Origin of the sequence: Lentzea indica, from assembly GCF_012184385.1 — a bacterium.
Classification (GTDB): Bacteria; Actinomycetota; Actinomycetes; order Mycobacteriales; family Pseudonocardiaceae; genus Lentzea; species Lentzea indica.
Genome location: NZ_VSRL01000003.1, coordinates 75,274 through 88,303 on the forward strand (window position 1 = coordinate 75,274; position 13,030 = coordinate 88,303).

Sequence of the window (13,030 nt, forward strand, 5' to 3'; positions counted from 1 at the left end):
CGCTGGGCCGATGAGACTCATCGCGGTCGCGGCACTCACGGTGCTGCTCGCCGCGTGCGCCTCCGAGACCGTACCTCCACCAACTCCGTCCCCCGAGCCGACGAGCGAGCCCACGACCATGCCGCCGACGCCGCCCAGGCAGGAGCCGTTCGACCTCGAGACGGACGTCCGAGGCGTCCGGGAGTGGCAGAACTCCCCCGAGGAGCGGGGGTTCGTCTACCGGACGCAGCCCATCGACTTCACGCTGAAGCCGCGCAACACCACGAGCACACCGCAGACGGGCGCCGAGATCAGGTTCGTCGTCGAGGACATGGACGGCGAGGGCGATCTGACCGTCGGCGGCGACGGGTGGGCGTGCGAGGGCGGGCGCGACATCGGGTGCAGCGCGACCGGTGCCGCAGAGCCCGGCGGCACGTGGGCTCCGCTCACGTTGACCATGCGGCACACCAAGGGCGGCCAGACCCGCGTGGTCGTGCACTGGGGCGGGGCCACGCCGAACGTGATCTTCCGGTACGACAGCAGCACCTGAGGCGCCCGCATGCTGGGACGCGGAATGGACACCTCGTCCCACCGTGTTGGATACGGTCGTGACGACTGCGAAGCGCCGTGCCCGTGTCCGAGCCCCTGAGCTGGTAGGACGCGGCTGGCTGAACACGGGTGACGCCAAGGTCAGCCTCAAGGACCTGCGCGGCAAGATCGTGCTACTGGACTTCTGGACGTTCTGCTGCATCAACTGCCTGCACGTCCTCGACGAGCTGCGGCTCCTCGAGCGCGAGTTCGAGGACGTCCTCGTCACGATCGGCGTGCATTCGCCGAAGTTCGTCCACGAGGCCGACGCGGAGGCGCTGAAGGCCGCCGTCGAGCGCTACGAGGTGCATCACCCGGTCCTCGATGACCCGGAGCTCACCACCTGGCAGAACTACGCGGTGAAGGCCTGGCCGACGCTTGTGCTGGTCGACCCCGAGGGCTACGTGGTGCACGTCGCCGCAGGTGAGGGCCACGTTGAGGCACTCAAAACCATCATCAAGGAACTCGTCGAGGAGCACGACGAGAAGGGCACGCTGCACCGCGGCACGGGTCCCTACGTCGCCCCGGAACCCACGAACACGACGCTCAGGTTCCCGGCGAAGGCGATCGTCACGCCGAGCAACACGATCCTGGTCAGCGACTCCGCCCACCACAGCATCGTGGAGCTGGAAGCCGACGGCGAGACGGTCGTCCGCCGCATCGGCACCGGCGAACGGGGCAGGCAGGACGGGAACGCCCCCACCTTCTCCGAGCCCGCCGGCCTCACACTCGTCCCCAACACGCACGGCTACGACGTCGTCATCGCGGACACGGTCAACCACCTCCTTCGCGGCCTCAACCTCGACACCGGTGAGGTCACGACGCTCGCCGGCACCGGGGAGCAGTGGCGCGACGGAGAGACCGACGGGCCGGCCGACAAGATCGACCTGACCAGCCCGTGGGATGTCGCCTGGTGGAACGGTGGCGTGGCGATCGCCATGGCCGGCAACCACACGCTGGGCTTCTTCGACCCCGCCACCAACACCGTCAGCCGCCTGGCCGGCACCACCGTCGAGGGCATCAACGACGGTCCCCAGGAAGAGGCTTTCTTCGCGCAGACGTCCGGGCTCGCGGCGGACGGCGACCGGCTGTGGATGGTCGACTCCGAGACGAGCGCGCTGCGCTACCTCGAGAACGGTGAGGTCCACACCGTGATCGGCAAGGGGCTGTTCGCGTTCGGGCACAAGGACGGAGAGGCGGACCAGGCCCTCCTGCAGCACCCGCTCGGCGTCACGGTCCTCCCCGACCACTCGATCGCGATCTCGGACACCTACAACAACGCGATCAGGCGCTACGACCCCGAGACCAACGCCTTGTCCACCATCGCCACGGACATCGCCGAGCCGTCCGACGCGCTCCTGATCGACAACGAGCTGCTGGTGGTCGCGAGCGCGGCCCACCGGCTCGAACGCTTCTCCGCGGCCGCCACCAAGATCGACGGGACCGAGCACCAGGTGAAGCGGCCGTCCACCGACATCGCGTCAGGGCAGATCGAGCTCGCGGTCATCTTCACCCCGCCCACCGGCACCAAGCTCGACGAGCGGTACGGCCCGTCGACGCGTCTGGAGATCACCAGCTCACCGCCGGACCTCATCCTCGAAGGCGCCGGCGTCAGCACTGAACTGGTACGGGCGTTGCGGATCAACGATCAGGTCACGAACGGCGTTCTGCATGTCGTAGCCCAGGCCGCCAGTTGCAGTGACGATCCTGCCGACGAACACCCGGTGTGCCGTCTGACCAGGCAGGACTGGGGTGTGCCAGTTCGAGTTGTTGCCGATGCACCTACCCGGTTGCCGCTGCTGATGGGCGGCATGGACGAGGTGCCCCAGCCAGCCACGTAGACTCTGCTGGTGCCTGATGTCAAGCTCGAGATCCAGATGCTGTACGACCGCGTCATGGTGCGTATCTCGCCGGAGGACGGCGAGCGGCGTTCCAGTGGAGGCATCGTGATCCCCGCTACGGCCCAGATGGCGAAGCGGTTGGCGTGGGGTGATGTGTTCGGAGTCGGTACCAGCGTGCGGCACGTGAAGGTCGGCGACCGGGTGTTGTTCAACCCGGAAGATCAGCTTGAGGTCGAGGTGCACGGCACCACGTATCTCGTGATGAGGGAACGCGATCTGCACGCGGTTGCATCGGAGCTCACCGAGCACGGTACTGGTCTGTACCTATGAGCCGCCGGTTCGTGATCTGCGCCTGATAGCTACACACATATGCCACCTCAGGAGAGACAGGGCAACGGGGAGAGCTGTGCCGTACGACGCTGAGAAGACGAGAGCGATGCCTCCGGTGGGTCCCGGCGGCACCTCCTCCGAGCAGACCACCAAGATCAACCCGGTTCAGGTCGACGCCTCCACGGAGGCGTGGCCGTCCGAAGAGCCGGACAGGGAGCAGCCGACGGTCACCGCGGCTGTGCCCGGTGTCGGTTTCCCAGCAGGCGAGGACGCCACCGAGTACATGCGGCCGGTGGTTCCGCCGGAGCCGCAGCCGGAGGACTCCGGGGTCTACGGTCCCGTGATGATCGAGCCGGGCGAGGACGAGGCCCAGCCCAAGAACACCAGGAAGAAGGCGCTGATCGTCGCCGCGGCCGTGGTCGGCGCGTTCGGCCTGCTCTACGGCCTCGACATCCTCGTTTCCAGCGGCAACGTGCCGCGCGGCGTGACCGTCGCGGGTGTCGACGTCGGCGGCATGGGTCACGACGAGGCCGAGAAGAAGCTGCGCGACGAGATCGGCCCCCGGCTGAGCAAGCCGGTGGCGCTCAAGGCCGGTGACGTCAACGCCGAGCTCGACCCCAAGGCAGCGGGTCTGGAGCTCGACTGGGACAGCACGATCGACCGTGCCGGCAGCCAGCCGCTCAGCCCGATCACGCGCGTCACCTCGTTCTTCACCAGCCGCGAGGTCGGCGTCGCGACGAAGGCCGACGACGCGAAGGTCTCCGGCGCGCTCGAGGCGCTGCGCCCCAAGCTCGACCACGAGCCCATCGAGGGCACCATCAAGTTCGAGGGCGCCAAGCCCGTCGCCGTCGACCCGCACGACGGCCAGAAGCTGAAGGCGGAAGAGGCCACCAGCACCGTCATCGCGAACTGGGCCTCCGGCAACGCCGTCGAGGTCCCGATGGACTTCACCCCGGTGAAGACGACCAAGGAGGGCGTCGAGAAGGCGCTCAACGACGTCGTCAAGACGGCCGTCTCCGGTCCGGTCAAGATCAAGGGCGAGGGCAAGGACGCGACGCTCACGCCGGAGCAGATCGGGGCCACGCTGGCCTTCACGCCCGGCGACGGCGGCGCGCTGAACGTCACGCCGAACAAGGACAAGCTCGTCGAGGTGGCCGGTCCGCAGCTCAAGGACACGGTCAAGGAGGGCAAGGACGCCCAGATCGTCTTCGAGGGCGGCAGGCCGACCGTCAAGGAGTCGGTGGACGGCCTCGACCTCGACTGGGACAAGAACCTCCAGCCCTACTTCGACACGCTGAAGAAGACCGACGGGCGCGAGGTCAAGTTCGAGTACAAGCACACGCCCGCGAAGGTCACCACCGAGCAGGCGAACAAGATGGGCATCAAGGAGGTCATCGGCGAGTTCCAGACCGGTGGCTTCGCTCCCGCCTCGGGTGTCAACATCCGGGTCGTGGCCGAGAAGGTCAACGGCGCGATCGTGAAGCCCAAGGAGACGTTCAGCCTCAACAAGTACACCGGCCCCCGCGGTACCGCGCAGGGCTACGTCGAGGCGGGCATCATCGAGAACGGCATCCCCGGCAAGGCGGTCGGTGGCGGCATCTCGCAGTTCGCGACCACGCTCTACAACGCGTACTACTACGCGGGCATGAAGGACGCGGGCCACAAGGAGCACAGCTACTGGATCACGCGGTACCCGAAGGGCCGTGAGGCCACCGTGTTCATGGACGGCGCGGGCAACAGCCTGATCGACATCGCGTTCACGAACCCGGACGACACGGGCGTCGCCATCCAGACGATCTGGACCCCGTCCTCGATCAAGATCGTGCTGTGGGGAACCAAGAACTACGACGTCACCGGCTCCACCAGCGGCGAGTTCAACCCCACCCAGCCGCAGGAGAAGAAGGTCAACAAGGCCGAGTGCACGCCGAGCAACGGTTCCCCTGGCTTCTCGGTGACGGACACCCGCACGATCAAGGACCGCCGCAGCGGCCAGTCCCGCAGTGAGTCGCGCACGGTCCGTTACGACCCGCAGTTCAAGATCATCTGCGAACCGCCACCCGGCGGCTGAGTCCACACCTTCAGATTCACAGTGGCCACGCGCGGGTATTCACCCGTTCGTGGCCACTGTTGCGCATGAGGCGCGAAGACACCCCGCCGTCCAGACGTTGGGGCGGGTGGGGATGGTTGTGTACGGAGCGGTCCACGTGCTCATCGCATGGCTGGCGCTCCAGGTCGCGTTCAGCGGTGACGCCGAACGGACGGATTCGAAAGGCGCGCTGACCGAGCTCGCGCAGAACGGTTCCTGGCTGCTGTGGACCGTCGGCATCGGCTTGGTCTTCTTCGCGCTCTGGCAGGTGATTCTGGCCTTCGTCGGCTACTCGTACCGCAGTGAGAAGCGCAAGCGGATCTCCAAACGCATCGGTTCTGCCGCACGCGCCATCACCGCGACCGGTATCGCGCTCGGTGCTTTCAAGTACGCCACCAGCGGTAGCGCCGGCGATCAGACGCAGCAGCAACAGGAACTGACCGCGCAGGTGCTGGCGTGGCCAGGCGGCCAGTTGATCGTCGGGGCGATCGCGATCGGTGTGCTCGTCATCGCCGGCGTGATCGCTTACAAGGGCTTCAAGAAGTCCTTCGAGAAGGACCTCGACATGAGCCGTGCGCCGTCGTGGATCGAGCCGGTGGGCCGGATCGGCTGGATCGGCAAGGGTTTCGCGTACGGCGTGATCGGTGTCCTCGTCGGACTCGCGGCGATCAACGCGGATCCGGAGCAGTCCGGTGGCATGGACAAAGCGCTGCACACGTTGGCAGCACAGCCTTACGGCGTGTTCTTGCTCAGCGCGGTCGCGATCGGCATCGCCGCGTTCGGCGTCTACTGCTTCGTCGCTGCACGAGCACTCAGGGAATGAGAAACGGGTCCTCGCACCTCGGGCAGGAGGTGCGAGGACCCGTCGTCCTTGCAGCGCTCAGAAAACGCTCTCGTCGATGTCCATCAGCGCGTTGTCGGTGGACTCGGCGATCTTGCGGCGGGCGGTGAGCTCCGGCAGCACGTTCTTCGCGAAGAACGACGCCACGGCGACCTTGCCCTCGTAGAACGCCTTGTCCTTGGCCGACGGCGCGCCGCCGAGCTTCTCCAGCGCGACCTCGGCCTGGCGAAGCAGCAGCCAGCCGACGAGCACGTCGCCGGCGGTCATCAGCAGGCGGACCGAGTTCTGGCCGACCTTGTAGAGGTTGCGGACGTCCTCCTGCGACGAAGTCAGGAAGCCGACCAGCGAGCCGAGCATGCCCTGCAGGTCCTCGAGACCCTGCTTGAGCAGCGCGCGCTCCTCCTTCAGGCGACCGTTGCCGCCCTCGTTGTCGAGGAACTTCTGGATCTCGCCGTTGATGTACGCGAGCGCCTGGCCCTTGTCGCGGATGATCTTCCGGAAGAAGAAGTCCAGCGACTGGATGGCCGTGGTGCCCTCGTACAGGGAGTCGATCTTCGAGTCGCGGATGTACTGCTCGATCGGGTACTCCTGCAGGAAGCCGGAGCCGCCCAGCGTCTGCAGCGACTGCGCCAGCTGCTCGTACGCGCGCTCCGAGCCGACGCCCTTGACGATCGGCAGCAGCAGGTCGTTGACCTTCGCCGCGAGCTCCTTGTCGTCGCCGCCGAGCATCACCTTGTCCTGGAACGTCGCGGTGTACAGGTACACGGCGCGCAGGCCCTCGGCGTACGCCTTCTGCAGCATCAGGCTGCGGCGCACGTCCGGGTGGTTGGTGATGGTGACGCGCGGGGCGGTCTTGTCCGTCATGCGCGTCAGGTCGGCGCTCTGCACGCGCTCCTTTGCGTAGGACAGCGCGTTCAGGTAGCCGGTCGACAGCGTCGCGATGGCCTTGGTGCCGACCATCATGCGGGCGTACTCGATGACGTCGAACATCTGCGCGATGCCGTCGTGCACCTCGCCCAGCAGCCAGCCCTGGGCGGGCACGCCGTGCTGGCCGAACGTCAGCTCACACGTGGTGGACGCCTTGATACCCATCTTGTGCTCGACGTTGGTCACGAAGGCGCCGTTGCGCTCGCCCAGGTCGCCGGTCTGCGGGTCGAAGTGGAACTTCGGCACGAGGAACAGCGACAGACCCTTGGTGCCCGGCCGCGCCTCGACGCCTTCGCCCTCGGGGCGCGCCAGCACCAGGTGCATGATGTTCTCGGTGAGGTCCTGGTCACCGGACGTGATGAAGCGCTTCACGCCCTCGATGTGCCAGGAGCCGTCGTCCTGCTTGATCGCCTTGGTGCGGCCGGCGCCGACGTCAGAACCGGCGTCCGGCTCGGTCAGCACCATCGTGGCGCCCCAGCCGCGGTCGATCATCAGCTGCGCCCAGTGCTGGTCGCGCTCGGTGCCGTTGTTGTAGACGACCGTCGCGAAGCTCGGGCCGGCCAGGTACATGTAGATCGGCGGGTTGGCGCCGAGGATCATTTCGGACGCGGCCCACGCGACCGACGGCGGAGTGCCGAAGCCGCCGAGCTCCTCAGGCAGGAACATGCGGTACCACTCGCCGTCCCACACGGCCTTGTACGACTTCTTCAGCGACTCCGGCAGGGTCGCCGAGAACGTCGCCGGGTCGTACTTCGGCGGGTTGCGGTCGGCGTCGGCGAACGAGTCCGCGAGGGGACCCTCCGCCAGCGTCTTCATCTCGGCCAGAACGCCGCGCGCGGTGTCCTCGTCGGACTGCTCGAACGGCCCTGTGCCGAGGTGGTCCTGCACGTTGAAGACCTCGAACAGGTTGAACTCGAGATCCCGGACGTTGCTCTTGTAGTGGCCCATCTCGTCAGCTCACTCCTCAGGGTCGCGGCGGGGTCGCCTACTGACCGGTAACAACAGAGTATTACTCGACAGTAACCCCGGCAAGGCCGTCCACCCACTGGTGGTGAATCAGACAGTCCTCTTGTCAGCCTGAATCGGGCATGAGCGCCGGTCAGACGCGTATCGGGCGCTCTGGGACCATGTCCTGCAGTCCTGCGTTCGTGCGCTCCTGTGCGTCGATCGCGCGCGGCAACATGACAGATTCGTAGGTCCGAACGCCGTCTCGGACACCGTGCTCGGCGATCGCGAGCGCCAGTTCGGCGGCGTCCTCCATGGCGAGGTTCGCCCCGACGCCCAGTGGCGGCATCAGATGGGCGGCGTCGCCGAGCAGGGTCACGCCGGGCGTGTGCTCCCACGTGTGGGGCACCGGCAGCGCGTACAGCGGCCGGTGGATCAGCTCGCCGGTGAGGAACGCCGCCAGGTCCGGGTGCCAGCCCGTGTAGAGGTCCAGCAGCTCGGCGTTGGAGGGCTTCCAATCCTCACGCGCACGCATGCACGCGTACGCGCGAATGTGATTACCGCTGTTGCGCTGCGCCCACAGCATCAGGCCCTCGTGGTCCGCGACCATCGTGCCCTGACCGGTGAGGTCGAGCAGCCGTTCGTCGTTGTCGTGCCGGGTCTCGACGAACATCACGCCGGTGTACTCGGGCGTGGCGGGTGACACGGCCTGGCGCACCCGTGACCACGCCCCGTCCGCACCGATGACCAGGTCGAACGTGGCGGTCGAACCGTCCAGGAACGTGACGTGGCCGCCGGGCGCGGCGGAAGCGACGCCGAGTCCCCAGCTGACCGTCCCCGGCGTGAGCGAACCGAGCAGCAGGTCGCGGAGCTGGCCGCGGTCGATCTCCGGGCGGAAGTCGCCCTCCGGTAGCTCGTGCTCGATCAACGCTGCGGTGGCGTGGTCGACCTTGCGCTGCTCCTGGCCTTCGTCACGGGCGAGTGCGCGCCACTCGTCGTAGAGCCCAGCGGCGCGGATGGCCACCTGCCCGGAGTCGCCGTGCAGGTCGATGGTGCCGCCCTGCTGGCGGGCGTTCGGTGAACTCTCGCGCTCGAAGACGGTGACGTTCTCGAAGCCGTGCAGCTGGAGAACTCGGGCACAGGTGAGGCCGCCGATGCCGGCCCCTGCGATGGCAATGCGTGGTGTGGTCATGCCATCCATGAAACCGTATCGACTACAAAAGTGCAATGACTACACTTTTGAAGTGGCTCAACTCGCAGGTACGATCCGACGGTGACCGAACTCGGCCGCCGTGAGCGCAAGAAGCTGCAGACCCGTCAGTCGATCGCCGACGCGGCGCTGGAGCTGTTCCTGGCGCGCGGGTTCGACGACGTGGGCGTGAAGGAGATCGCCGACCGGGCGGACGTGTCGGTGACGACGCTGTTCAAGCACTTCCCGAGCAAGGAGTCGCTGCTCTTCGACGAGGACGCGGAGATGGAGTCCGCGCTGGTCGGTGCCGTGCGCGACCGTCCGGCAGGGCAGTCGATCCCGCAGGCGTTGAAGGACCACTTCGTCCGAGCGGCGACCGGGCACGCCGACCACCCGCTGTTCGGGCCCTTCATCCGGCTCGTCGAGGACACGCCGACGTTGCGCGCGTACCAGCGCACCATGTGGATCCGCCACGAGACAGCGCTGGCCCATGCCATCGCCGAGGACGTCGGTGCGCCACTGGACGACGTGAGGTGCGCGGGGCTGGCCCGGTTCGCGCTGGAGGCCCGTGACGTGATCTTCGGGCGGGCGGACCGGGAGAAGGCGGCTGAGGAGTTGTTCGGGCTACTCGAGCACGGCTGGGCGGCCGATCAGAAGGCCTGACCGGTAGGCGAGTGACACCGCGTGCGTCCGGTCGCGCGCGCTGAGCTTGCGCAGGATGCCCTTCACGTGGGTCCGCACGGTCTCCACGGACACGATCAGCTCGTTCGCGACCTGCTGGTTCTCCAGGCCGTCCGCGATGAGCGTGAGCACCTCGTACTCGCGCCGCGTCAGCGTCGGCCGTTCTCGTGGCCGCAGGTCGGGGTGCACGTAGCCGCGTGAACGGCACGTCTCGGCGATCACTCGCACGATCTGCTCCGGCTGGGCCGAGCGCGGCACGACGCCGCGAACCCCCGCCTCCAGCGCGCTCGTCACGTAGTTCGCGTGCGAGTGGGCGTCGCGGACCAGGCCGATGACCAGCAGGGCCGGGTCGCGTTCGACCAGGAGCCTGGCCAGGTGCCCGACGGGATCGAGCACGGAGTCGACGAGCAGCACGTCTGGCCGCAGTCGTTCATGCAGGCGGACGGCGGCGTGCAGGTCGCCCGTCGAGCCGAGCCAGCGCAGGCCGGCGGTCCGCCTGATCAGGGCGGACAGACCTTCTCGGTACAGCGGCACGGGGTCGATCAGCGCGACACCGGGGCCGGGCCGGCTTGGCTGGAGCATCAGCACCTCCGTTCGTGCTTCTGGAGGTGTGACGTCGTTCGCTCGGACGTGTTACGCGGAACACTCGGTTCATGTGGATGAACAACGGTCACGAATGTGATTCAAGACCGCCGAAGGTCTTCCATCTGCAGGCAACAGTCTCGTAAGACCTACGTCACATATCCCGTGCGGATGTGCCAGGTTCCGCCGCCCCAGGCCTGGTGCGCTCTCGCGGGCACACGTGTGTGCACACGCAGGAGGTCACATGGGCACCCTCGACTGGGTAGTCGTAGTCGGCTACTTCTTCGTGATGGTCGCGATCGGACTCTGGTCACGCGGGCGGGTCCACAACATCGCCGACTTCTTCACGGCAGGCGGAAAGATGCCGTGGTGGTTGTCCGGCATCTCGCACCACATGTCGGGTTACAGCGCGGTCATGTTCGTCGCGTTCGCTTCCGAGGCGTACAGGCTCGGACTGACGGTCTACGTGTGGTGGTCGCTGACCATCGGCATCGGCGTCGGCATCGGTGCGTTCTTGTTCGCACCGCGGTGGAACCGGCTGCGCGCCAAGCACGACGTCAAGTCGCCGCTCGAATACCTGGCCAAGCGCTACAACCTGCCCACCCAGCAGGTCATGGCCTACGCGGGTGCCCTGCTCAAGGTCGTCGACATCGCCGCCAAGTGGGCGGCCGTCTCGATCCTGCTCCGCGGCTTCGCGGGTGTCCCGATCACCTGGGGCATCATCATCATCGGCCTGGTCACGATGGTCTACTCGGTGCTCGGCGGTCTCTGGGCCGACGCGCTCACGGACTTCGGCCAGTTCATCATCCAGGCGGCCGCGGGCTTCGCGATGTTCTTCGCCGTCGCCGGTCAGCTCGGCTGGGGCTTCCCCGTCACGATCTGGGACAAGCTCCCCGACAGCCACAGCGACCCGCTGGCCGGCCCGTACACGTCGACGTTCCTCATGGCGCTCTTCCTGATCAAGACGCTGGAGTACAACGGCGGCATGTGGAACCTGGCGCAGCGCTACATGGCCGCGCCGTCCGGCTTCGCGGCCAAGCGGTCGGCACTGCTGTCGTCCGCGCTGTGGCTGGTGTGGCCGCTCGTGCTGTTCTTCCCGATGTGGGCGGCGCCGCTGATCGTGCCGGGCCTTGAAGGTGCGCAGGCGGAGAGCGCCTACATCGAGATGGGCAAGCAGATGCTGCCCGCGGGCATGATCGGCCTGGTGCTGGCCGGCTTCTTCTCGCACACCATGGCCATGGTGTCGTCGGACGCGAACGTCATCGCCGCCGTCATCAACCGCGACATGCTGCCGCACATCTGGAAACGGGTTAAGACGTTCTCGGCTGACAACCAGCTGGTGCTGGCCCGCGTCACGACGTTCACCTTCATCGGCGTCAGCATGATCATCGCGATCGCGTCGGGAGGCCAGGGCTTCGTGCTCAAGGTGGTGGTCGACCTGGTCGCCGCGACGATGGGCCCGATCGCGATTCCGTTGATGCTCGGCCTGCTGCCGTGGTTCCGCAAGGTCGGTTCATCGGCGGCGATCGCCTCGGTTGTCGGTGGCCTCGGCATGTGGGCGTTCCTCTACATCGAGCAGATGAACAAGGCCGCCTGGGTGACCAAGGGCGTGCTCGTGTCGTGGCCGCTGCTGCTCTCCCTGGTGCTCTACCTGGCGATCGGCTTCACGAAGAAGGAGCCGTCCCGCGAGCGCGACGAACTGCTCGACTCGCTCAACTCCGATGAGCCGGAGCCGGAGAAGGTGAAGGCGTAGCGCGTTCGTTCTTCATGATCCTCGCGGCGGCGCACCCGAACAGGGTCGCCGCCGCGAGCCAGATGTAGGGCATCGGCGTGCCGGTGTAGGTCTGGGCGGCTGTTGCCAGCACGGCCGTCGCACCCGCCACGAGCCCCGTCGTGTGCGTGACCGGGTACGGGCTCTTCAGAACGGTGATGACGGCGATGGGGACGAGCAGAAAGCCGTAGGCCAGCACCCGCGTCAGCAGGTTGGCGTGCTCGACCACCTCGTACTTGAGCGCCGGTACGGCGAGCAGCGTCAGGAGGAGGCCGAGTGCGAGCCCGATCACGAGACTCAGCAGTACGGTAAGTCCTTGCCACTTACGCGTCATGCGGTTCAAGACGCGCACATCACCCGTTGGTTGCCGTGGCGTGCGTCATCGTCACGAGACTCATGCTCGGTCACGCATGCACAGTGGATGCCATGGGTACGTGGTTTCCTTCAGACGACGCCGAACTGGCCGCTGGTTGGCGGCTCTGGCTGGAGCTGAGCGACCGCGTGTACCCCGACCAGTCGTGGGACGGCACCCCGGCCGACGCCATCCGGCAGGTCCGCGAGCTGCTGGCGGCCTGCGAGTCGATCCGGCTGGACTACCTCGCTGAGACTGCTCAGCCTTCAGCGGCCTTGTTGCAGCTCTTGCAGTCGATGCCGTTCGTGGCTTCCTTCCCGGTCGACCTTTGGCACGACGACACGCATCCGTTGGACGTGGAGCGCGCTGAGCTGCTGCACGGGGATCTCGCGTCGTTCGCTGACCACGTCGCCGGCGTGCGGGCGGCTTTGGCTCGGGGTGGGGGCTGGGTGGAGCTGGACCGGCGACCGTGGGGCCTACCGGTCGACTAGCCGCCTGTTGACCGCTTTGATCAGCTTCACGCCGACCCGTTCGTTGCTGAGGTTCAGTCCGCTGAACGAGTCGCACGGCACCGTCCGCCCATCCTTCGTGCGGACGATCACCCTCTCGCGGTTGAGCATCTGATCGCGGTCGATCTCTTTGACGTCCTGCCACTTGATGCGGTGGGTGCGGAAGGTGTTGCGGATGATCAGCTCGTCGTCAGTGAGCGTCACCGACAGACACCACACGTGCCAGATGAGAAGTGCGGCGATCGACGTGACCACAACACCGATCGCGATGATTGCCGCCCTCGTACCTGAGCGCCCGCACGGCGTAGGCCGCCAGCAGGAAGGTGGCGGCGACGACTGTGGCGGTTCGGCCGCCGCGGCCGTGGTAGATCTCGCTCATGGCGCGCACCCTAGACCGCCGAAACCGCCG

The 13,030-nt window shown here is 67.0% G+C and carries 14 protein-coding genes; 8 read left to right on the plus strand and 6 right to left on the minus strand.

The genetic code is table 11. From position 1 onward, the window contains the following. The first annotated feature begins 10 nt into the window (after window positions 1–10). The 5 genes from FXN61_RS01645 to FXN61_RS01665 all read left to right on the plus strand — a co-directional run bounded on the left by FXN61_RS01645 (window position 11) and on the right by FXN61_RS01665 (window position 5,647). Window positions 11–529, plus strand: coding sequence for a hypothetical protein (locus FXN61_RS01645; protein ID WP_167969518.1), 519 nt, complete (start codon window positions 11–13; stop codon window positions 527–529). 58 nt (window positions 530–587) lie between these two features. Next, window positions 588–2,408: an NHL domain-containing thioredoxin family protein gene (locus FXN61_RS01650; protein WP_312877487.1), complete on the plus strand. Its 1,821-nt coding sequence runs from the start codon at window positions 588–590 to the stop codon at window positions 2,406–2,408. A 36-nt stretch (window positions 2,409–2,444) separates the two neighbouring features. Continuing rightward, a complete protein-coding gene (locus FXN61_RS01655) occupies window positions 2,445–2,738 on the plus strand; it encodes a GroES family chaperonin (RefSeq protein ID WP_166049398.1) in 294 nt (97 codons plus the stop codon). A gap of 283 nt (window positions 2,739–3,021) precedes the next feature. Then, window positions 3,022–4,806 (plus strand): VanW family protein, encoded by a 1,785-nt coding sequence (locus tag FXN61_RS01660; protein WP_376770563.1) that lies wholly within the window; start codon window positions 3,022–3,024, stop codon window positions 4,804–4,806. Between the two features lie 112 nt (window positions 4,807–4,918). Then, window positions 4,919–5,647, plus strand: a complete 729-nt coding sequence (locus tag FXN61_RS01665) for a DUF1206 domain-containing protein (RefSeq protein WP_167969578.1) — start codon at window positions 4,919–4,921, stop codon at window positions 5,645–5,647. Between the two features lie 57 nt (window positions 5,648–5,704). Here the strand turns inward: FXN61_RS01665 and FXN61_RS01670 are convergent, their stop codons facing one another. Both FXN61_RS01670 and FXN61_RS01675 read right to left on the minus strand, forming a co-directional pair. Then, the gene (locus FXN61_RS01670) at window positions 5,705–7,540 is read right to left on the minus strand and encodes an acyl-CoA dehydrogenase (protein ID WP_167969520.1); all 1,836 of its coding nucleotides are present in this window, start codon (window positions 7,538–7,540) and stop codon (window positions 5,705–5,707) included. Window positions 7,541–7,691: 151 nt separating this feature from the next. Beyond that, the gene (locus FXN61_RS01675; RefSeq protein WP_167969522.1) at window positions 7,692–8,729 is read right to left on the minus strand and encodes an FAD-dependent oxidoreductase; all 1,038 of its coding nucleotides are present in this window, start codon (window positions 8,727–8,729) and stop codon (window positions 7,692–7,694) included. An 81-nt stretch (window positions 8,730–8,810) separates the two neighbouring features. Here FXN61_RS01675 and FXN61_RS01680 point away from each other — a divergent pair, with 81 nt between their 5' ends. Continuing rightward, window positions 8,811–9,389, plus strand: coding sequence for a TetR/AcrR family transcriptional regulator (locus FXN61_RS01680; protein ID WP_167969524.1), 579 nt, complete (start codon window positions 8,811–8,813; stop codon window positions 9,387–9,389). Here the strand turns inward: FXN61_RS01680 and FXN61_RS01685 are convergent. Continuing rightward, a complete protein-coding gene (locus FXN61_RS01685) occupies window positions 9,351–9,989 on the minus strand; it encodes a LuxR C-terminal-related transcriptional regulator (protein ID WP_167969526.1) in 639 nt (212 codons plus the stop codon). The two genes, FXN61_RS01680 and FXN61_RS01685, sit on opposite strands and share 39 nt — an antisense overlap. A gap of 244 nt (window positions 9,990–10,233) precedes the next feature. Between FXN61_RS01685 and FXN61_RS01690 the strand changes: the two genes are divergently transcribed. After that, window positions 10,234–11,742, plus strand: coding sequence for a sodium:solute symporter family protein (locus FXN61_RS01690; RefSeq protein ID WP_167969527.1), 1,509 nt, complete (start codon window positions 10,234–10,236; stop codon window positions 11,740–11,742). Here FXN61_RS01690 and FXN61_RS01695 read toward each other — a convergent pair. Continuing rightward, window positions 11,702–12,094 (minus strand): hypothetical protein, encoded by a 393-nt coding sequence (locus tag FXN61_RS01695; RefSeq protein WP_167969529.1) that lies wholly within the window; start codon window positions 12,092–12,094, stop codon window positions 11,702–11,704. The genes FXN61_RS01690 and FXN61_RS01695 overlap by 41 nt on opposite strands. A 92-nt stretch (window positions 12,095–12,186) precedes the next feature. Between FXN61_RS01695 and FXN61_RS01700 the strand changes: the two genes are divergently transcribed. Beyond that, a complete protein-coding gene (locus tag FXN61_RS01700) occupies window positions 12,187–12,603 on the plus strand; it encodes a hypothetical protein (protein WP_167969531.1) in 417 nt (138 codons plus the stop codon). Here FXN61_RS01700 and FXN61_RS01705 read toward each other — a convergent pair. After that, window positions 12,589–12,825 carry a PH domain-containing protein gene (locus FXN61_RS01705; protein ID WP_167969533.1) on the minus strand — a complete coding sequence of 79 codons (237 nt, stop codon included), beginning with the start codon at window positions 12,823–12,825 and terminating at the stop codon, window positions 12,589–12,591. The two genes, FXN61_RS01700 and FXN61_RS01705, sit on opposite strands and share 15 nt — an antisense overlap. Further along, the gene (locus FXN61_RS01710) at window positions 12,812–13,000 is read right to left on the minus strand and encodes a hypothetical protein (RefSeq protein ID WP_167969535.1); all 189 of its coding nucleotides are present in this window, start codon (window positions 12,998–13,000) and stop codon (window positions 12,812–12,814) included. The genes FXN61_RS01705 and FXN61_RS01710 overlap by 14 nt, the downstream gene beginning before the upstream one ends. Window positions 13,001–13,030: the final 30 nt, after the last annotated feature.

Excerpts from the sequence above, each read along its gene's own strand:
- FXN61_RS01645 (WP_167969518.1), top strand. The coding sequence starts at position 11 with ATGAGACTCATCGCGGTCGCGGCACTCACGGTGCTGCTCGCCGCGTGC.
- FXN61_RS01655 (WP_166049398.1), top strand. The coding sequence starts at position 2,445 with ATGCTGTACGACCGCGTCATGGTGCGTATCTCGCCGGAGGACGGCGAG.
- FXN61_RS01660 (WP_376770563.1), top strand. The coding sequence starts at position 3,022 with ATGCGGCCGGTGGTTCCGCCGGAGCCGCAGCCGGAGGACTCCGGGGTC.
- FXN61_RS01665 (WP_167969578.1), top strand. The coding sequence starts at position 4,919 with ATGGTTGTGTACGGAGCGGTCCACGTGCTCATCGCATGGCTGGCGCTC.
- FXN61_RS01670 (WP_167969520.1), bottom strand. The coding sequence starts at position 7,540 with ATGGGCCACTACAAGAGCAACGTCCGGGATCTCGAGTTCAACCTGTTC.
- FXN61_RS01675 (WP_167969522.1), bottom strand. The coding sequence starts at position 8,729 with ATGACCACACCACGCATTGCCATCGCAGGGGCCGGCATCGGCGGCCTC.
- FXN61_RS01685 (WP_167969526.1), bottom strand. The coding sequence starts at position 9,989 with ATGCTCCAGCCAAGCCGGCCCGGCCCCGGTGTCGCGCTGATCGACCCC.
- FXN61_RS01690 (WP_167969527.1), top strand. The coding sequence starts at position 10,234 with ATGGGCACCCTCGACTGGGTAGTCGTAGTCGGCTACTTCTTCGTGATG.
- FXN61_RS01695 (WP_167969529.1), bottom strand. The coding sequence starts at position 12,094 with ATGACGCGTAAGTGGCAAGGACTTACCGTACTGCTGAGTCTCGTGATC.
- FXN61_RS01700 (WP_167969531.1), top strand. The coding sequence starts at position 12,187 with ATGGGTACGTGGTTTCCTTCAGACGACGCCGAACTGGCCGCTGGTTGG.
- FXN61_RS01710 (WP_167969535.1), bottom strand. The coding sequence starts at position 13,000 with ATGAGCGAGATCTACCACGGCCGCGGCGGCCGAACCGCCACAGTCGTC.